The organism is Natrinema longum (genome assembly GCF_017352095.1).
In the GTDB taxonomy this organism is placed as follows: Archaea; Halobacteriota; Halobacteria; order Halobacteriales; family Natrialbaceae; genus Natrinema; species Natrinema longum.
On record NZ_CP071463.1, the window covers coordinates 2727952 to 2747964 of the forward strand.

Consider the following 20013-nt stretch of genomic DNA (forward strand, 5'->3'; position numbering starts at 1 on the left):
GACGCCGGACTGGATGGCGGACGAACGCCATAGGAGCCGCCGTTTCGAAGCGAACGCAGCCGAGAACCGAGCGACGCCTACCAGGGTTCGTTCTTCAGCCCGAGTTTGTACGCGATCACATTCGTCGTCACGTGGAGGATCGGCGTGAGGACGACGACGACGAGGACGACCTCGAGCGTGAACCACTCGCGGAACCAGTCGGTCGCCAGCAGCGCGGTCAGCGGCAGGGAGACGACGACGAAGTCCAACTGGTCGAGGCCGGGGAACATCGCGCCGCGCTCGCGGCCGCTTCGACGTTTCAGAAACGAGGCGAGGATGTCGCCGAGCATCGCGCCGCCGGCGAGACCGAGCGCCGCGAGCGGGGAGAATTCCGGAACCGCGAAGCCGAGCAGGCTACTGACGTCTTCCGCGAGGAGGGTCAACGCGGCCGCCAGCGCGAGGCCCGCAGTGACTCCGGTCGCCGTCCCGCGCCAGGTCTTGCCGTCGCCGAGTACTCGCTTCTCACCCCACGTCCGGCCCCCGTCGATCGGTCGGCCGCCACCCGCCAGTACCGCGGCGTTGTTGGGAACGTAGGCGGGCAACATCGCCCAGAACGCGATCGCGATAGTCTCGAGTACTGCCATATCGGCCGGGAGGAACCGACGTGTCTTAACGGGCGGTGGTTCGGCGGGAGCGATCCCCGACGACATCGCCGGGGAGCCGACCGCCCACCGTGTAAACAGTATCTGTGTTCTATATACACGAAAAACTTTTATCACTCCTGATCGATGCACCTCATAGAGCCCCTGTCATCATGCCACGAGAGCATATTTTCGACGAAGCCGAGTACGAGCGGCGGGTCGCTCGAACGAAGGAGCGACTGCGCGAGGAGGACCTCGACGCCATCGTCGTCGCCGATCCGGCGAACATGAACTACCTGACGGGGTACGACGGCTGGTCGTTCTACGTCCATCAGGCCGTCGTGGTCACGCCCGACCGCGAAGAGCCCGTCTGGATCGGCCGCGACATGGACGGCGGCGGCGCGCGGGCGACGACTCACCTCGCCGACGAGAGCATCCGCGCGTACAGCGACGACCACGTCCACTCGCCACACGACCTCCACCCGATGGACTACGTCGCGGGCGTCCTCGAGGAACTGGACGTCGACGACGGTCGGATCGGTCTCGAGATGGACGCCGCCTACTTCACCGCGAAGTCGTACACGCGCCTGCAACAGAACCTCCCCGAGGCGGAGTTCGAGGACTCGACGCTGCTGGTCGGCTGGGTCCGGATCAAGAAATCGGAGCAGGAACTCGAGTACATGCGCGAGGCCGCCCGCATTTCGGAGAACGCGATGCAGGCGGGCCTCGACGTCATCGACGAGGGCGTCCCGGAGTACGAGGCCGCAGCGGCGATCTACGAGCAGTTGATCACCGGAACCGAGGAGTACGGCGGCGACTACCCCTCGATCGTCCCGCTGATGCCCTCGGGCGATCACACCGGCACGCCCCACCTGACCTGGACCGACCGCGAGTTCGAGGACGGGGATCCGGTCATCATCGAACTCTCGGGCTGTCGCCACCGGTATCACTCCCCGCTGGCCCGGACGACGTTCGTCGGCGACCCGCCCGAGGAACTCGAGGAAACCGCCGAAATCGTCGTCGAGGGACTCGAGGCGGCCCTCGACGCCGCCGAACCCGGCGTCACCTGCGAGACGGTCGAGAAAGCCTGGCGCGACACCATCGCACAGTACGGCCTCGAGAAGGAGGACCGCATCGGCTACTCGATGGGCCTTGGCTACCCGCCGGACTGGGGTGAACACACCGCGAGCATCCGCCCCGGCGACGAGACCGTCCTCGAGGAGGACATGACCTTCCACATGATCCCCGGCATCTGGACGGACGAGATCGGCATGGAGATCAGCGAGACGTTCCGCGTCACCGGCGACGGCGCGGAGACGCTGGCCGACTTCCCGCGGCACCTGTTCACGACGTAACGCGATCCGTCTCGCCCATCCACCCCACCACCCACACAATCGACATACCAATGACAACGTCACCACCGGCAACCGAGAGCGCATCCGAAGACGAGCTCGATTCGGCACTCGTCACCGCCCGTCGACAGTTAGAGCGAGCAGCGACCCACGCCGACGTCGATCCCGGCGTCGTCGAACGGCTGAAACACCCGACGCGGGTCCAGCAGGTGTCGGTCCCCCTCGAGCGCGAGGACGGCACCGTCGAGGTCTTTACGGGCTATCGGGCACAGCACGACGACGTTCGGGGCCCCTACAAGGGCGGGCTCCGGTATCATCCCGAGGTCAGCGCCGAGGAGTGTACCGGGCTCTCGATGTGGATGACCTGGAAGTGTGCAGTGATGGATCTCCCCTTCGGCGGCGGGAAAGGCGGGATCGCCGTCGATCCCAAGTCGTTGACCGACGAGGAGACCGAGCGGCTCACCCGTCGGTTCGCCGAGGAACTGCGCGATGCCGTCGGCCCGACCAAGGACGTCCCCGCGCCGGACATGGGGACCGACGCCCAGACGATGGCCTGGTTCATGGACGCCTACTCGATGCAACAGGGCGAGACGATTCCCGGCGTCGTCACCGGGAAACCGCCCGTTATCGGCGGCTCCTACGGTCGGGAGGAAGCACCCGGCCGCTCGACCGCGATCGCCACACGGGAAGCGATCCAGTACTACGATCGCGAGGTCTCGGAGACCACCGTCGCCGTCCAGGGATTCGGCAGCGTTGGAGCCAACGCCGCCCGCCTGCTCCACGAGTGGGGCGCGTCGATCGTCGCCGTCTCGGACGTCCACAGCGCGCTCTACGACGCCGACGGCCTCGACGTCGAGGCGATCCCCTCCCACCACGAGGAGCCGGAGGCGGTCACCAGCTTCGCGAACGACCTCGAGGACGACGACAGCGTCCGCCGGCTCTCGAACGCGGACCTGCTCGAGTTGGACGTCGACGTCCTGATCCCGGCGGCCGTCGGCAACGTCGTCACCGCGGACAACGCCGACGCGATCGCCGCCGACATCGTCGTCGAAGGGGCCAACGGGCCGACCACGTTCGCTGCCGACACCATCCTCGAGGAGCGGGACGTGCCGGTGATCCCGGACATCCTCGCGAACGCGGGCGGCGTGACGGTCAGCTACTTCGAGTGGCTCCAGGACATCAACCGCCGCCAGTGGTCGCTCGAGCGCGTCAACGAGGAACTCGAGGAGCACATGCTCGAGGCCTGGGACGACGTTCGCGCGGAGGTCGACGCCGAAGGACTGACCTGGCGTGACGCCGCCTACGTGGTTGCGCTCTCCCGGATCGCGGCGGCAAAGGAGACGCGCGGGCTCTGGCCGTAATCGAACCCGACCAGCAGCCACGACGGGAGACGGGGTAGCGGAGTTCCCCGGCGATCCGGAACGGGAGAAGGGAAGGGCTCATGTCCCAGCGGTCACATGCGTCGATAATGGCGTCGTGGAAGCGGTCGTTCGCGAGCGGGCTGATCCTCATCGGGCCGATACTCGTCACGCTGTACGTCGTCTACCGGGCCTACGCGATCGTAACCGGTATCACGCCGACGCCCACGTTCGACGCCGCGATGCTGGCCGGCACCATCGGTCACGAGCCGACTCGCATGCTACTCGTTCGACTCCTCCAGATCACCGTCTCACTGAGCGCGTTCGTGCTGTTGACGATCGCGGTCGGCGTGTTGACCCGAACGACGATCGGTGACGTCTTCGCACGGACCGTCGACGGCATCGCGAACCGCGTTCCCGGCCTGCGCGTCGTCTACAACGCGTCCAAGATCGCGGCCGAAACCACCCTCGGCACGGAACAGGCGTTACAGGAGCCGGTCAGGGTCCAAAGCTGGGACGACGTCGAGATGCCCGCGTTCAAGACCGGACACACGACCGACGACGGGCGAGTGGTACTGTTCATTCCGACGGCACCGAACGTCTCCTCGGGGTTCGTGGTCGAAGCCGACGCCGATCGGGTCACCGAAACGGACGAGAGCGTCGAAGAAACGCTCGCTCGAGTACTGAGCGGCGGGTTCGGCGAGTCGAAACATCCACAGAAGAGCGATCCAGCGGTCCCGTTCGACACGGCCGACGATCGGTCGACGGACGAAGAGCGACGGTAGGCGAACTCGAGAGCGCGTCGAGCGAACTCGAGTGGAGACGACGAGACGCGACAGCGCGTCGATTCGAACCCGTAAGGCGGCTACCGCGAAAGCGCAGCCGCGAGTTTTTCGATCGGGTGGGGCGGGTCGTCACAGCCGTCGTAGCCGGAGAGTTGGGTCCGGCAGGATGCCCCCGGCGCGACGACGGTCTCGCCGTCGCTGTCGTCGACCTGATCGAAGAGGATTCGCGCGATCGACTGGCTCAGCGAGTAGTGTTCGGCCTCGTAGCCAAAGGAACCGGCCATGCCACAACAGCCCGAATCGAGCGCGTCGACCTCGTAACCGGCCGTCCGCAGGACGGCGGCCGCGTGGCCGTCTTTCTTGGTCGCCTTCTGATGGCAGTGGCCGTGGTAGGTCAGCCGTTCACCGGGCGCGGCGGTCGGCAGGTCGCCTGCCAGGTCGAACCGGTCGAGATACTCCATGACGCCGTAGGTGTTCGCCGCGACCCGCTCCGCGTCGCGTCCGGTAAGCAGATCCAGGTAGTCAGACTGGAGCATCACCGCGTCCGAAGGCTCGACCAGAACGACCTCCCAGCCGTCCTCGATTCGGGGAGCCAGCGCCTCGACGTTGGTTCGGGCGCGCTCGCGCGAGACGTCGAGGAACCCCTTCGAGTGTGCCGGCCGGCCGGTCGAGGTCACGCCGTCGGGGAGTTCGACGCGGACGCCAGCCGTCTCGAGCACCTGCACGGCCGCCTTCCCCGCTCGCGGATGGTTGTAGTTGGTGTAGGTATCGGGGAAGAGTAAGACCGTGCGCGTTGCCTCCTCGAGCGGGATCCGGGAGCCGCCACGGGCCTCGAACCAGTCCACGAAGCTCTCGCTCGCGAAGGTCGGCAGGTCGCGTTCGCGCGCGATGCCGACCGTTTTCTCGGCGATCGTTCCGGCACCGGGCAGCGACGCGGCCCAGTTCGAGAGGGGCGCGAGCGCCGAGCCGACGGCGTTGAGTCGATCGACGTTGGCGAAGAGTCGATCGCGGAGCGTCGCGCCGTTTTCCTCGTGGTTCGCGTGCTCGACTTCGGCTTTGAGTTTGGCCATGTCGACCTCGCTCGGACAGTCCCGGGCACAGCCCTTGCAGCCGATACAGAGGTCCATCACCTCCGCCAGGAACTCCGCGTCGGCGGTCTCCGCGTCGAGTTCGCCGTTCATCGCACCGCGGAGCATGTTCGCACGCCCACGGGTGCTCAGACTCTCCTCTTCGGCCGCGCGGTAGGTCGGACACATCACGCCGCCGGTCGTCTCCTGACTGCCCCGACAGCCGGCACAGCCGTGACAGAGTTCGACCATCCCCTGCATGCCGTTGTCGACGTCCCACTCGAGGGCGGGCTCGAAGCCGGCATCGAACTCGTAGTCGGGCGAGAACCGGAGGTGCTCGGTCATGTCGTGATCGCCACAGACGGTGCCCGGATTGAGTAGCCAGTCGGGGTCGAAGGCCGTCTTCAGGTCGCGGAACAGCGACCAGACGTCCTCGCCGTAGAGTTTCCGGTTCCACTGGGTTCGAGCGCGGCCGTCGCCGTGTTCGCCGGAGACCGACCCGTCGTACTGGACGACGAGATCGGTCACGGCGTCGGAGATCGCCTCGAACTGGGTCAGCCCGGCCGGGCTCTTGGTGTCGACCAGCGGTCGCATGTGCATACAGCCCGGCCCGGCGTGGGCGTAGAAGCTCGCGAACGTGTCCTGTTCCTCGAGCACGTCCTGGAAGTCGGCGACGTAGTCCGCGAGGTTCTCCGTCGGGACGGCCGTGTCCTCGATGAAGGAGATGTGCTTGGCGTCGGTGGTCCGCGAGAGCAGGATCGGTGCCGCGCTCTTGCGGAGCTTCCAGAGTTCCGCGCGATCGGCGGGCTCGTAGGCCTCGAGGGCGTCGAACGCGCGGACGGGGTCGCCACTTGGTTCCCGCTCCGAAACGGCCGTTCCTCCGTTCGATTTCGGTTCCGGGAGCCGGTCGGCGAGCAGTTCGGCCACGTTTCGCCGCGCGTCGGCCTCGCTGTCGGCGTAGAACTCGACGAGCAGCGCCGTCTCGGTCCCCTCGGGGAGGGTCGCCGCGAGGTCGGCGAACTCCTCGGTGTTCCGGGCGAGCTCGAGCAAGACGTCGTCGATCGCCTCGATGGCCGCGGGGTCGTAGTTGCGGACGATCGTGTCGACGTCGGCCATCGCCTCGAGCAAGTCCTCGTAGGTCAACAACACGACGCCCGTCGTCTCGGGCACGGGCTCGAGCGAGACGGTGGCCTCGGTGATCACGCCGAGCGTTCCCTCGCTACCGGCGAAGACGCGCGCGAGGTTGACGGTCGCGGCGGGGTCGGGCTCGCCGTCGATCGCGACCGTCTCGTCGGTGTTTTCGTCGAACGCCTCGGGCTTCCCGTAGGCTTCCGCGACCAACCGATCGAGGTTGTAGCCGGAGACGTTCCGTTTGAGTTGCGGGAAGACCTCGCTGATCGCCGCGGCTTCCTCGTCGACGACGCGGCGCAGTGCCTCGGAGATCCGCTCGAGGAAGTCGCCGTCCGGATCGGCGTTCTCGCGGAGGTCGGCGACCGTCATTTCGCCGAAGCGTTCGACGGAGCCGTCGGCGAGGACGACCTCGACCTCGTCGACGTAGGCGTCGGTCTTGCCGTACTGCAGTGAGTGTGCGCCGGTGGAATTGTTGCCGATCGCGCCGCCGATCGTGCTGCGATTCCCCGCCGCGGGATCGGGCGCGAACTTCAGGTCGTGGGCCTCGAGTGCGCCGTTGAGGTCCGCGAGGACGGTTCCGGCCTGGGCCGTCGCGTGGCGGTCCTCGGGCGCGACCTCGAGTACGTCGCCCATGTGCGTCGTGAAATCGAGGACGACGGCCTCGTTGACCGCCTGGCCGGCGAGGCTGGTGCCACCGCCCCGGGGGAGGACCGGTATCCCGTTGTCGGCGCAGTACTCGACGACTGCGGCGACGTCGTCGGTCGAGCGCGGGAGGACGACGCCGACGGGGGTCACCTCGTAGGCGCTCGCGTCGGTCGCGTAGAGTCGCCGGCTGTACTCGTCGAACCGGACCTCGCCGTCGATCCGCTCGTCGAGGGCCGCGACGAGTTCGGGCCGATCGATATCGCCGCCGACGTAGTCGTAGTCGGCCCGCGGGTCCGCTGCGGGATCACCGGCTCGCGGATCCGACGGCGGTCCGCGCTCCCGCTCGTCCGGGGTCGACGTCCGCTCGCTGTGATCGGTCGTCGACCGCGAGTTATCGGTCGCCATCTTACGTTGCGTCCGATTCCGGCTGGAAGACGGCGTTTTCGAGCTCGCCGCCGGTCTCGAGTGCGTCGACGTTGCCCGCGACGATGTCCGCCAGTCGGTCCCAGTGTTTCGGCGTGTGACCGCCGGTGTGGGGCGTGATGAGACAGTTCTCGAGGTCCCAGAGCGGGTGATCGGCGGGGAGCGGCTCGGGGTCGGTGACGTCGAGTGCAGCGCCGCGGATCCCCTCGACCTGCAGCGCCGAGACGAGCGCGTCGGTATCGATGATGCCGCCGCGGGCCGCGTTGACGACGACCGCGTTCGGAGGGAGCGTCGCCAGTTCGTCCTCGCCCACGAGGCCGCGGGTCAGGTCGTTGAGCGGACAGGCGAGGACGACGTAGTCGCTCCGGGAGAACGCCTCGTGAACGTCGTCCGTCTCGAAGCCGAGCACCTCGTCGGTGGGGCCGCCCTTCTCGGGGGTGTAGCGGATGCCGATCGTCTCGACCTCGAACCCCTCGAGGCGCTGGACGATCTCCTGCCCGATCGAGCCGAGGCCGACGATCGTGACGGTGCTGTCGGTAAATTCGTGGGACTGAAAGTGCCGCCACTCGCTGTTCTCCTTTCGCCGCCAGCCCTCGTGGAGCCGGCGCGCGAAGACGAGCATGTTGCCGATCGATTGCTCGGCGATGCCGGGCGCGTGGATGCCGCCCGCGTTCGTCACGGTGACGCCGTGGTCGGCCAGCGCGTCCATCGGCACGTGGTCGGTGCCGGCGAATGTACACGCGAACAGTTCGAGACGGTCGGCCCGCTCGAGGAGGTCGGCATCGATCGTGATCCCGGTGACGACCCGTGCCTTCGGAACGAGTTCGCGCTCTTCTTTCGGCGTCCGCGCGAGCGCGACGGTGTGGTCGGGCAGCCGCTCGCGAAGCGTTTCGGCGTACGATTCCATCGACAGCCCTTCCGTCCCCTCTCGAAGAACGACGACGTCTGGATCGGTGCTCATAGGGTTGGTACGTTGGCCTACGATTGTCATCGGCTGACTTATTCCTTTTGTGTATCCATCGTAAACACTGATTGTGTATAATTAAGTTGCTGGGGCGCGTCAGCGACTCGCATGAACGAGCCGATACGGGACCGCCTCGTGTCCCTCCGGCGGAGTCTGCACCGCTACCCCGAGCCCGCGTGGCGCGAGTTCTACACCACCGCTCGCCTCGTCGAGGAGATCCGGGCCATCGGCGTCGACGAACTGGCCGTCGGCCCGGACGCCTACGACCCCGCCGATCGGATGGCCGTCCCCGACGCCGACCTCACGCCGTGGCTCGAGCGCGCCCGCGAGCGCGGCGCGGACGACGCCCTCCTCGAGCGGATGACCGGCGGCAACACCGGCGCGGTCGCGGTCCTCGACCGCGGCGAGGGACCGGCGATCGGGCTGCGCGTCGACATCGACGCGCTGTTCATCGAGGAATCGACCGACGAGGACCACGACCCGGTCGACGAGGGGTTTCGCTCGGAGATCGACGGGACGATGCACGCCTGTGGCCACGACGCTCACATGACCTGGGGACTGGCGACTCTCGAGGCGATCGCGGAGAGCGACTTCTCGGGACGGCTGGTCGTCTTCTTCCAGCCCGCCGAGGAGACCGGCGGCGGGGGCTGTCCGATGGCCAAAAGCGAATTCGCCGAGGAGCTGGACTATCTGCTCGCGATCCACGTCGGACTCGATCACCCGACCGGCGAAGTGGTAGCCGGCATCGAGAAGCCACTGGCGATGTGCCACGTCGACGCGACCATCGAGGGGACCTCCGCGCACGCTGGGAAGGCCCCACAGGAAGGCGACAACGCCATGCACGCCATGGGGACGGCGATCGAGAACGTCTACGGGATCCCCCGGCACAGCGACGGGATGACCCGCGTCAACATCGGGAAAGCGGAAGCGGGGACCGCGAGCAACGTCATCGCCGAGCGCGCACACATGGAGGCCGAAGCCCGCGGCGAGACCACCGCGCTGATGGAGTACATGGAACGACGACTCGAGCGGACGGTGCGGTCGGCGGCGAAGATGCACGGCTGCCGCGCCACGGTCGACGTCGTCAGCAAGTCGCCGCGAGCCGACAGCGACCCCGAACTGCAGGCGCTGGTCAGCGAGATCGCCGGCGACGTCGAGGGAATCGAGCACGTCCTGCCGGCCGCCGACTTCGGCGCGAGCGAGGACGCGACCTTCCTCATGGAGCGCGTCCAGCAGGACGGCGGCCTGGCGACGTACGTGATCGTCGGCACCGACCACCCGACGAGCCACCACACGCCGACGTTCGACGTCGACGAGGAAAGTCTCCGACACGGCCTCGACGTGTTGGTCGGGACGATCCGGGAACTCGAGCACCGACATCCGGTTCCACAGGTCGACGAGATGGCCGACGGCGGACAGGTCGACGACGTGGCAGGCGGCGGGGACGCCGAGATCGACGAATGAACGGGCGCAGCGACTCGACGGGGACCGACGGGGCCAGCGGGTCCCGCGTCACTCGCGAGGACGTCGAGGCAGCCCGGGAGCGCATCGCCGACGTCGTCCACCGGACGCCCCTGGACACCTCGCGGACGTTCGCCGAGATGAGCGGCGCGGCCTCGGTGGGCCTCAAACTCGAGAACGTCCAGCGGACGGGCTCGTTCAAGATTCGGGGCGCGTACAACACGATGGCACAGCTGTCGCCCGCCGAGCGCGAGGCGGGCGTCATCGCCTCGAGCGCGGGTAACCACGCACAGGGGGTGGCGCTGGCCGGTGACCTGCTCGATATCGAGACGACGATCGTCGTCCCCGAGGTCACCCCCGCCGCGAAGATCGAGGCCACCCGCGGCTACGGTGCCGAGGTGGTCGTCGAGGGCGACATCTACGAGCGTTCCTACGAGTACGCCCTCGAGCGCGCCGCCGAGACCGGAGAGACGTTCGTCCATCCCTTCGACGACGAGGCCATCGTCGCCGGCCAGGGGACGATCGGGCTCGAGTTGCTCGAGCAATACCCGGAGATCGATACCGTCCTCGTGGCGATCGGCGGCGGTGGTCTCATCTCGGGCATCGGCACGGTTCTGACCGCCGCCGAGCGCGATATCCGCGTGATCGGCGTGCAACCCGAGGGTGCGGCACACGCGAAACCGTCGCTCGAGGCCGGCGAGATCCGCCAGCTCCCGGACGTCGACACCGTCGCGGAGGGGATCGCGGACACGCGCATGCTCGAGACCACCTTCGAGATCGCCCGCGACGTCGTCGACGACGTGGTGAGCGTGAGCGATCGGGAGATCGCCGCTGCCGTGACGCTGCTCGCCGAGCGCGCGAAGACGGTCGCCGAGAGCGCCGGGGCCGCCCCGCTGGCCGCCGCGCTGTCGGACGAGTTGGCCCTCGAGGGCGAACACGTCGGCGTCGTCGTCTCGGGCGGGAACGTGAACCTCACCGAACACGCCGAACTCACCCGGACCGGCCTCCACCAACTCGAGCGCTACACCGAGGCGAGGCTCGCGCTCGAGGGGTGGCCGACGGCGGTCGGCGACGTAGTCGAGACCGTCGAAGCCGAGGGTGCCGAACTGGACGTCCTCGAGCGGGCTCGCCGGAGCGGGATCGATCACCCGAATCGGACGCCCGTGACGATCGGGCTCGAGGGGAGCGGGCCCGAGCACCTCGAAGGGGTGCTCGGGTCGCTGTCGGAACTCGAGGTCGTGGCGGTCGTCGAGAGCTCGCTCGAGTAGCCGCCGGCCGTATTCCCGTTCGTCCGACGAGGAGGACCGGCCGGCGATCCGACGGATGTCAACGAAACGTTTTTTACACTGCGTAGACAGGACCGAACGTGAATCGACCGGTCGTCTATCACATCTCACAAATGGTCGTCGGCGTCGGCCTCGCCCTGATCGCGGTTTCGAACGTCGTGACTGGCGATCTCGACGGGGTCGTGATGCCCGTCAGCACGGCATTGATGATCATCGGCGGCGTCGGGATCGTGCTCGGTAACGGCTACCATCTTCTGAACGAGAACGCCGACCGCGTCGACGTCGGGCCCGTGAGCTTCTGGCTCTCGATCGTCGCTGCGGTGCTCATTCTGATCGCGGGCGTGTTGTCGTTCGCGGTCTGACGCGGAGCGGCGGAGTCGTTCCTCGCGCTCCGGTCGATTCAGCGAGTCAGGATTCGGTATCTGGCCGGCGAAAGGAGATCAGCGGACTCGAGTGGTGCGGTTCGGGAAACGACGTTCCATCGGCGGGAGCGAGGACCGTCAGGCCACCGTCGCGCTCGGGCCGACGGCCTCGATCGCCTCGAGGAAGATGGAGATACCAAGCTCGATCTCGCGCTCGCTCGAGTCCAGGGGCGGGAGCAGCCGGATGGTCTTCGTCCCGCAACCGAGGGTGAGCAGGCCGCGCTCGAGGGCGGCTTCGACGACGTCGGAGCGCCGTTCGGGGGTATCGAACTCCACGGCGAGCATCAGGCCCTTGCCGCGGACGTCCACGACGGAGTCGGGCGCGTCGTCGCGCAGGAGTTCTTTCGCTTGCTCGCCCCGTTGGGTCGCGTTGTCGAGCAGGTCGTGTTCCTCGATTGCCTCGAGCGTGAACGCGCCCATCATCGAGCCCAGCAGGTCGCCGCCGCCGAAGGTCGAGCCCAGTCGGTTCTTCTGGCTGGGGAAGACCTCCGAGCGGGAGATCGTCGCGCCGACGCGCAGGGCCTTCGCGCTGGCGATGACGTCGGGTTCGATGGGGTAGTGATCGGAGGCCCAGATCTCGCCGGTGCGGCCCACGCCCGACTGGATCTCGTCGACGACCAGCGGGATGTCGTACTCGTCGGTGACGTCCGCGACCTCCTGCATGAAGGCCTCGCTGGGGAAGCGGTAGCCGCCGACGCCCTGGATCGGCTCGAGGGTGAGGAAGGCGATCTCGTCGGGATTGATGTGACCGCCCTCGGGCGACAGCGAGTTGCGGAGTTGCGAGCCCGGATCGGTGAAGAAGCCACAGTCACAGCTGTCGGCGTCACAGCCGCGATCGGCACAGAACGGGACCGTCTCGATCCCGCTGATCTCGGGGTAGTGGCGCGTGTAGACCTCCTTGGACTTCGTCAACGAGAGCGTTCCGAGGGTGCGGCCGTGGAAACTCCCGGAGAAGGCGACGCCGTATTTCGCGGGCGCTCGCCGATCGTGGGTGATCTTCATCGCGTTCTCCATGGCCTCCGCGCCGGAGTTCGAGAGGAAGACGGTGTCCATGCCGTACTGACTCGAGACCTCGGTGAGTTTCGCCATGAGGTGACTCGAGCCGGGGAAGTCGGCGTCGTCGGGGCTCGGACCGGAGCCGAAGTACATGTCCTGGCCGGCGATCTTCATCGGCTCGACGAGGTCGAACTCCCGGAGCTTTCCGAGGACCTTCTGGTTGTTGTAGCCAAGCGGTGCTGCGCCGATGTGGCAGGTGAAATCGAGGAGCACGTTGCCGTCGACGTCGGTGACGAACGGCCCGTCGGCCTCGCGAGTGATGTCCCAGACGAACTCGTGGGAGTACTCGCTGGGCGCGGAGTACTCCTGGTGGAAGTCCACCCACTGCTGGGCGTTCGGACCCGGAATCGCGTCCGTGTCGGGTTCCGCTGTGTCCCTGTCCATACACAGTTTATGTGTACTCCATACATTAAAACTTGTTATAGATTGTCGAGGTACCGACACGGGACGCGAACGGGTACACCCCGAACGCGAACCGACGGACAGCATGACGGTCGACGGATGCCGTCGACCGGCGAGGTAGAGGGCGTCGGCGATTCATACGGTTTGCTGTCCCGATGTCCCGGTGGGACCACAGGGCGGTCCCACCGGCACCGACGGACAGGAGACCGTCTCAGTCGTCGTCGGATTCGACGGTGCCGGGCGGTCCGGACGGCGAGTCGGTCTCGCTCGTTCGACTCGAACCGATGAGGACGGTTTCGTCCTGCAGTAATACCCGGCCGTAGCTCGAGCCGAAGTCCTTGATCAGCGAGAGCATCGCGGCGAAGCAGACGAAGGCGAACGGCGCGCCGGTGATGATGACTGCGTCCTGAAGCGCGCCCGTCCCGCCTTCACCGCCGATGATCATGAGGATCGCGGCAGTCAAACCGAGGACGACCCCCCAGAAGACCCGGTTGATAGTCGAGGGTCTCGCTTTCCCGCCGGTCGTCATCATCGAGACGGCGAGCGTCGAGGAGTCCGCCGACGTGATGAAGAACGTCGTGACGAGGATCATGAACGCGATCATGAACACCGTCCCGAGCGGGAAGGCGTCGAAGAGGATGAAGCCCGATATCTCCGGCGTGAAGTTGTTGATAACGGGACTGAAGTCCGCAACGCCGGTGTGGTGGTACTGCAGCGCGGTTCCACCGACGACGGTGAACCACGGAATGGTCGCCGCCGAGGTCGCGCCGATACCCGTGAACGCGACTTCGCGGACGGTTCGGCCCTTGGAAATGCGGGCGATGAACAGTCCGGCGAACGGGGACCACGAGAGCGCCCACGCCCAGTAGAAGACGGTCCACGAGTTCATCCAACCCGTCCCGCCGTCGGAACCGGTACCGGTGTAGAGGCTCATGGACGTGAAGTCGGCGATCATGCCGCCCATCGCCTGCGAACCCAGCAAGAGCAAGAAGAGGGTCGGCCCCAGGATGAACGTCGCCACCATGAGGATGACGAACAGGATCATGTTGAAGTTCGACAGTCGGCGAATCCCCCTGTCGACGCCGAGCACCATCGAGATGGTAAACAGAAGCGTCATCGTGGTCACCACGAGGAGGATCCCGACGTTCCCGAGGTCGATCCCCCACTGGTAATTGAGACCGGCGATGAACTGACTTCCGATGAAGCCAAGCGACGTCGCCACGCCGCCGATCGTCGCGAAGACGGCGAGGATGTCGACGACTTTCGCGGCCGGGCCGTCGAGGTTTTCCTTCCCAAGGATCGGCGTCAGCGCCGACGAGACCCGGAGCGGGACGTTCTCGTAGTTGTACGCGAAGTAGGAAATTGCGAGCCCCATAATCGTGAACACCGCCAACTGGGGAAGCGCCCAGTGGAACAGCGTCTGCTGGATCGCGTACGGAACCGCCTCACCGGTTCCGCCTTCGATCCCGAACAGCGGCGAGGGGTTATCGTAGTAGAACAGCGCCTCCGTCGGACCCCAGAACACGACGCCTGCTGCGAATCCGGCGGAGTACAACATCGCGAAGTACGACAGGAAGCTGTACTCCGGGTCCGAGTCCCCCATCTTGATTTTCCCCCACGGACCGACGATCAGGAACAACAGGAAGAGGACGATCAGGAACACGATCACCAATAACGCCCAGTTCAGGTACGTGACCACCCAGCCGTAGACGGTCCCGATCGCCTCCGTGACGAGCGCCTGATTGACGAAGAACCCCACGATCACGCCGGCGGTCAGCAACGCACCGAACGCGAAGACGATCGGGTCGATTTCCTCGAGGAACTCGTCGACCATCCCCTTCTCGGCGCCGCTCATCCGATCTCACCCCCCGGAGCCGGACGACAGCGTGCTGATTGCTCGTGACTCCACCTACCGTTCGCCATGCTGCATGATGGCATACCGCCACCATTGACAGCGTATACAATAAGTGTTTCTCACTCGGTTCATCCATCCACGGATTACGTTTATTTGACGATTAGTCATATACTGGATAAAAATCGGAAATATGTGTATGTCTGGGCCGCTATATCATGCATAGTAAGACAAACAGGCGATAAAACACTCCATATTGTGGGGGACAAACACATATACGACTATTCGATATCTGATTACACCGGGACGAAACGAGGCGGATCGTCGATCGGTCCGGCGGCGTGCTGGCTCCGAGGAGTCGCGAGTCGTAATCGAAAATCGATGCGGCGGCTCTCAGTTCGTCAGTTCCTCGAGCGTCTGCTCGCGGGAGTCGGCGCTCTCGGCCACCTGCTCGGCGAACTCGTCGACGCGGTCTTTGATCTCCTCGCGGTTGTCCGACGGCGAGAAACCGTCGGACATCGTCAGTAGACGGACGAACGCGCGGAGTTCCTCGTCGGTGAGCTGAGCGAACTCCTCGTTCTCGAGCTTTTCGACGACCTCGTCGACGTCGATCTGGCCGACTGGCTCGACGTTGAACTCGACGTTGACCATCCGGTAGTTCGAGCCGGCGAGGCGCTGTTCGGCCTTGCCGACGCCCTCCGAAAGCATGTCTTTGAACGGCGTGTGATACCCCATCGTTCCCAGATGGAGGAATGCCAGCATGTCGGTGATCCCCTGCGTGTAGGCGTCGCGATCCTCGTCGTTGGGGTCGAAGACGGTCTCCCGGTCGCGTTCCTCCATGTACTCGAAGAGAATGCTGAAATCGAGAATCGCGTTCCGGACGCGTCGTCGGATCCGGTTTCGCTTCTGTTTCTTCGAGTGATCCGTGTAATCCGTCTTGCGGCCGAGCAGAAAGTCGCGATCGGAGGGGGTGAGGATTCCACGCGGGCGATCCGAGTCCGCCGCCATTCGCAGCGACTCCGGCACGTCGTCCTGGCTCATACGTCACACACACGGCGAGCGCGAATTAACGTTTCCGTTCTCTCGAACGTGACCGTTGCCGAACAACTTCGCTCCTCGAAGGCCGGGTTCGCGCCGAAACGGATCGTGCGTGTGACGGGGCGTGGCCGCTCACGTCCGGAGCGTCTCGAACGTCTTGAGGACGTGCGGCCAGTGGTCGCTGTCAGCCTCGGCGTAGCCGTCCGCCGAGCCGCCCATGACGAACTGCGCTGTTCGCTCGCGGTCGGCCGTCGGCAGATACGGGGTAGTGATCGCGTGTCCCGCGTCCGGATACGTCAGATGCTCGTAGTCACAGCCGTGGCGGTCGAGTCGCTCGGCCGCGAGATCGTGGAGCCTCACGGAGTCCCACATTCGGTCCGCACCGCCCGAGACGAGGAGGACCGGACCCGCTATCGACTCGACGGCTATCGTCGCCTCGGCGACCGTCTCGTCGTCCGCGTCTTCGAGCGACTGCGAGTAGCCCGGCTCCATCTCCATCGGTGGCTCCACGTCCCAGACCGAGTGATCGTCCGTGTAGGGGACGTGTGAAATCGGCTCGCCGTCCGACGTCCACGACGGCCCCGGCGGGAACTCCCGCCGGGAGATGCCCGCCCAGACGACGCCGCTTCCGTTGACCGAGACGACGGACCCGACTGATTCGAGTCGACTCCCGGCGAGGAGCGCGAGTTCACCGCCCTTCGACGTCCCGAACAATCCCACGTCGGGTCCGCGAACGCCGTTCCGTTCGCGCAGCGATTCGATCGCGTTCTCGACGGACTCGAGCGGCACCGCCACGAGTTCCGCCGGGAGGTTATCGCGTCGGCCCTGCCAGTCGAAGTACTGCAAGGCGAGCGCGACGAACCCGCGTGACGCCAGCAACTGTGCGGTCCCGTCGACAGGTTCCCCGCTCGACCCGTGGAGCACGACCACCGCTGGTGCCGGTTCGCTCCCCGGTGGCTCGTAGAGTCGCCCGACGAACGACTCGCCGTCCACCGCTTCGGACGTGACGTCCCGATCACCGAACGTGCGTTCGATCGTGGTCGAACCGAGCGTCTCTCCGTCGTGTTCGACTCGGACGGTCAGTTCGTCGCACGCGTCGCGTCCGGTTTCGTACGGGCCCGAACCTTCCACCGGTGTCGCCCGCTGGACGAGTTCGGTCACGCCGCCCGTTACGTCTCCGTCCGTCGAAGTCGTAGACCCGAGGTCGAGCGTTTCGTCCGCCGTGTCGTAGGTCGCCGTCGATTCCCACCCGCGGTCGCTCCCGTCCGTCAGCGAGACCCGAACGTCGACGGTCTCTGAGGGAACGCCGTCGATCGTGAGGGCAACCGGCTCGTCCACCGAGACCGTAGTCGGATGCTCGAACTCGAGTTCCGCTCCGACTGCCTCGTTCGCGTCTCCCTTTGCCGGAGACGACGTCTCGCCGTTTCCCGTTTCACCAGTCATGGGGCACGGGATAGTGTCCCACCGATCGATCATAAGTATATTGGGAATTACATTTTGGTAAGCGATCTTCGAGAATCTATTTTTGGTTGTTATCCCGACATGATCGCCGCGGCATCCGGTAGTAATGGATAGCGAACGACAGGTCAATACGAGTCGCCCGCCATGGCGGCGTATGGGCGGAGACGTGGATTCGGAGGTCGTTGCGGAGAACCTCTCTGCGCTGGCGAACCCGTTGCGGATTCGAATACTGCTCGCACTCGCGGAGACGCGCCAGCCGAGTTGGGAACACCGGGGAATGAGTTACAGCGATCTCCGGTCGGCGGTGGACGTCGAGGACGGCGGACGGTTCAACTACCACATCAACGAACTCCGCGACAGGTTCGTCCGGAGAGAAGAGGGACAGTACTGGTTGACCACTGCCGGCTCCCGTGTCGTCGACGAAATCCACGCCCGGACGTTTTCGGGCAGTCACGAGGCGGTCTCGGGACCGGTCGAGTGGACGTGTCCGGCCGACGAGGAACAGCTGAACGCCACGCTCGAGGACGGAGTGATCACCGTGGCGTGTCCGAATCACGGCGTCCTGTTCGACATGATGCTCTCGTTCAATTCGCCTCAGGGACGTGATCCCGACGAACTGTTCGCGTGGGCCAACCGGCGAGCGCTGTGGTACCTCGAGTCCGTCTCCTGGGACGTCTGTCCCCACTGTGCGGGGCGCTTCGGGGAGGCGACTATCGCCACCCACAGTCCGGAGCCGAACGATCGACTGGAAACGCTCAGGTGGGACGCCTCGACGATGGTGATGGCCGGGATGCGCTGTCGGCGGTGTGGCGTCTCGTTCCGGATTCCCGCGTTCCACTACGCGCTGACGCGACCGCCCACCATCGCGTTCCTGCACGACCACGGCATCGACTACAGGACGCTCGAACTGGAGTACGGGTCGACCTCGTGGGACTGCGAGAGCGAGCCACTCGAGGACGGCGTTCTGGTTCGGTTCGTGATCGACGACGAACGGCTCGAAATCGAACTCGACGGCGCGCTCGAGACCCGGACGTACCGACGCACGTCACTGCTCGAGGAGCACTGAATGGCCCCAGCGGCAGCTATACTCCCGTCCGCCGACGCTGCTGTCACGCCGGCTCGAGGTTCGGTTGTGACGGCTCGGCACAGGAGTCGCGCTCAGCGGCGCGCCCCCTCGCTCAGACCGGCCGCTGAGAGAGTTCGATCGCCGTCTCGGAGAGCAGAGATGTCCCGATCTCGAGGCTCGACTCGTCGATGTCGAACGTCGGCGTGTGGTGACTCGTCGGGTGGTCGGTACCGACGAGCACGTACGAGGCGAGGCCGCCGTTGTCCTGGACGCGTTGCATGAGGTAGGTCACGTCCTCGCTGACGCCGAACTCCTCGGTCGGGATCACTCGGTCGACGCCCTCGACCTCCCAGGCGACGTTGCCCACGAGATCGCGGAGTGCGGGGTGGCTGTCGACGCGGGGCGACTCGCTGATCACTCGCGGCGCGACGTCGCAGTCGTGCATCTCCGCGGCGGCGTACAGCACCCGCTCGAGTTCCGTGCGCATGTACTCCATCAGCGCGGTGGTCTCACCGCGGACCTCGGCCTCGATCGCGACCTCCTCGGCGATGACGTTGCTCGCGGTGCCGCCCTCGATGTGGCCGACGTTGATCCGGGTCATCCCGTCGCTGTGCCGGGGGATCGCGTACGCGTTCTGGACCGCGGTCGCCGCCGCCTGCATGGCGTTTGCCCCCTCGTTGGGAGCCTTGCCCGCGTGGGCGCTCGCCCCCTCGAAGGTCGCGGTCAGGTGGGCCATCGCCAGCGGTTTCTCGATGCCGGCGACGATCTCGCCCGTCGGATGGTCTAGGCCGATGTGGAGCGCGAGCAGGTAGTCGACGTCGTCGAGGTAGCCGGTCTCGGCCATCGCCTTCCCGCCGCCGGAGATCTCCTCGGCGGGCTGGAAGAAGATCTTCAACGTCCCTTCGAACTCGCTTTCCTTGACCGCCTCGAGGGTCCCCAGTGCGATTGCGAGATGAGCATCGTGCCCGCAGGCGTGCATGTAGCCGTCGTGTTCGGAGCGGAACCCTTCGGCGACTGGCCGGTGATCGCTCTCGGCGGACTCCTGCATCGAGATCGCGTCGAGATCGACGCGCAATCCGATACAGGGGCCATCGCCCTGCTCGAGTACCGCCACGACCCCGGTGTGACCGTCGGCAGTGCGCTCGAGGATGTCCGAGCGGACCCCCGCTTCCCGAGCACGCTCGAGCCACGGCTCGAGCTCCGACGCCGGCGGGACTGCCATGCGCTCGTCGACCGCCAGCGCCTCCCGACCGACGGCGACCTCGTCGACGCCGATCCGCTCGAGTTCCTCGACGACGCGCGCGGTCGTCCGAAACTCACGCCAGCCGGGTTCGGGGTGGCGGTGAAACGCCCGCCGGAGATCGCTTAATCTGTTTCGCACGTCGTAGGGCATTCTTGCCGCTTCTACGCGCGGGAGATACTTAATCGTAGTCAATAATCGTATACCGGTTACGCACGAACGATGGAGGGATTCGGGAGTTTGATCACGAACGGCGGTGGAATTCACGGCTCGATCGCGGTTCGATCCGGAGTCCCCAGCCACCGGACGGGGACCCGGCGCACCCGACCGAAACCGCGTGGAGGGCCGAAGAGTGAGTCCCAGGAGCGTTCGAGAGCTCCCGTC

15 protein-coding genes are annotated in these 20013 nt (G+C 66.1%); 7 read left to right on the plus strand and 8 right to left on the minus strand.

Features of this window, described 5'->3' with window-relative positions:
* Positions 1-77: 77 nt before the first annotated feature.
* On the minus strand, positions 78-623 hold the full coding sequence (locus J0X27_RS13495; RefSeq protein WP_207269692.1) for a CDP-2,3-bis-(O-geranylgeranyl)-sn-glycerol synthase: 546 nt from the start codon (positions 621-623) through the stop codon (positions 78-80).
* Between the two features lie 170 nt (positions 624-793).
* On the opposite strand from J0X27_RS13495, the gene J0X27_RS13500 reads away from it, so the two are divergent.
* The 3 genes from J0X27_RS13500 (at position 794) to J0X27_RS13510 (ending at position 4115) form a co-directional block, all read left to right on the plus strand.
* Positions 794-1975: a M24 family metallopeptidase gene (locus J0X27_RS13500; protein ID WP_207269693.1), complete on the plus strand. Its 1182-nt coding sequence runs from the start codon at positions 794-796 to the stop codon at positions 1973-1975.
* A gap of 50 nt (positions 1976-2025) precedes the next feature.
* Positions 2026-3333, plus strand: coding sequence for a glutamate dehydrogenase GdhB (gene gdhB, locus J0X27_RS13505; protein ID WP_207269694.1), 1308 nt, complete (start codon positions 2026-2028; stop codon positions 3331-3333).
* Positions 3334-3440: 107 nt separating this feature from the next.
* Positions 3441-4115: a DUF502 domain-containing protein gene (locus J0X27_RS13510; RefSeq protein WP_207269695.1), complete on the plus strand. Its 675-nt coding sequence runs from the start codon at positions 3441-3443 to the stop codon at positions 4113-4115.
* A gap of 80 nt (positions 4116-4195) precedes the next feature.
* On the opposite strand, the gene J0X27_RS13515 is transcribed toward J0X27_RS13510, so the two are convergent.
* Both J0X27_RS13515 and J0X27_RS13520 read right to left on the minus strand, forming a co-directional pair.
* Positions 4196-7363 carry an FAD-binding and (Fe-S)-binding domain-containing protein gene (locus tag J0X27_RS13515; protein WP_207269696.1) on the minus strand — a complete coding sequence of 1056 codons (3168 nt, stop codon included), beginning with the start codon at positions 7361-7363 and terminating at the stop codon, positions 4196-4198.
* A 1-nt stretch (position 7364) separates the two neighbouring features.
* Complete coding sequence (locus J0X27_RS13520; RefSeq protein ID WP_207269697.1) at positions 7365-8342, minus strand: NAD(P)-dependent oxidoreductase; 978 nt, start codon at positions 8340-8342, stop codon at positions 7365-7367.
* A 111-nt stretch (positions 8343-8453) separates the two neighbouring features.
* Between J0X27_RS13520 and J0X27_RS13525 the strand changes: the two genes are divergently transcribed.
* The 3 genes from J0X27_RS13525 (at position 8454) to J0X27_RS13535 (ending at position 11454) form a co-directional block, all read left to right on the plus strand.
* On the plus strand, positions 8454-9809 hold the full coding sequence (locus J0X27_RS13525; protein ID WP_207269698.1) for an amidohydrolase: 1356 nt from the start codon (positions 8454-8456) through the stop codon (positions 9807-9809).
* Positions 9806-11074 (plus strand): threonine ammonia-lyase, encoded by a 1269-nt coding sequence (gene ilvA, locus J0X27_RS13530; protein ID WP_207269699.1) that lies wholly within the window; start codon positions 9806-9808, stop codon positions 11072-11074. The genes J0X27_RS13525 and ilvA overlap by 4 nt, the downstream gene beginning before the upstream one ends.
* Positions 11075-11172: 98 nt before the next feature.
* Positions 11173-11454 (plus strand): hypothetical protein, encoded by a 282-nt coding sequence (locus J0X27_RS13535; protein WP_207269700.1) that lies wholly within the window; start codon positions 11173-11175, stop codon positions 11452-11454.
* Positions 11455-11592: 138 nt separating this feature from the next.
* Here J0X27_RS13535 and J0X27_RS13540 read toward each other — a convergent pair whose 3' ends face one another.
* From J0X27_RS13540 to J0X27_RS13555, 4 genes are all read right to left on the minus strand, one after another.
* Positions 11593-12954 (minus strand): aminotransferase class III-fold pyridoxal phosphate-dependent enzyme, encoded by a 1362-nt coding sequence (locus J0X27_RS13540; RefSeq protein WP_207269701.1) that lies wholly within the window; start codon positions 12952-12954, stop codon positions 11593-11595.
* Positions 12955-13183: 229 nt separating this feature from the next.
* Entirely contained in the window at positions 13184-14827 is a 1644-nt protein-coding gene (locus J0X27_RS13545; protein WP_207269702.1) for a BCCT family transporter, read from the minus strand.
* Between the two features lie 390 nt (positions 14828-15217).
* Complete coding sequence (locus tag J0X27_RS13550) at positions 15218-15865, minus strand: DUF8102 family protein (protein ID WP_207269703.1); 648 nt, start codon at positions 15863-15865, stop codon at positions 15218-15220.
* A gap of 129 nt (positions 15866-15994) precedes the next feature.
* Complete coding sequence (locus J0X27_RS13555) at positions 15995-17305, minus strand: acyl-CoA thioester hydrolase/BAAT C-terminal domain-containing protein (protein ID WP_207269704.1); 1311 nt, start codon at positions 17303-17305, stop codon at positions 15995-15997.
* 172 nt (positions 17306-17477) lie between these two features.
* On the opposite strand from J0X27_RS13555, the gene J0X27_RS13560 reads away from it, so the two are divergent.
* Positions 17478-18389 carry a winged helix-turn-helix domain-containing protein gene (locus J0X27_RS13560; protein ID WP_207269705.1) on the plus strand — a complete coding sequence of 304 codons (912 nt, stop codon included), beginning with the start codon at positions 17478-17480 and terminating at the stop codon, positions 18387-18389.
* A 112-nt stretch (positions 18390-18501) separates the two neighbouring features.
* Here the strand turns inward: J0X27_RS13560 and J0X27_RS13565 are convergent, their stop codons facing one another.
* Positions 18502-19782 carry an amidohydrolase gene (locus J0X27_RS13565; RefSeq protein WP_207269706.1) on the minus strand — a complete coding sequence of 427 codons (1281 nt, stop codon included), beginning with the start codon at positions 19780-19782 and terminating at the stop codon, positions 18502-18504.
* Positions 19783-20013 lie beyond the last annotated feature (231 nt).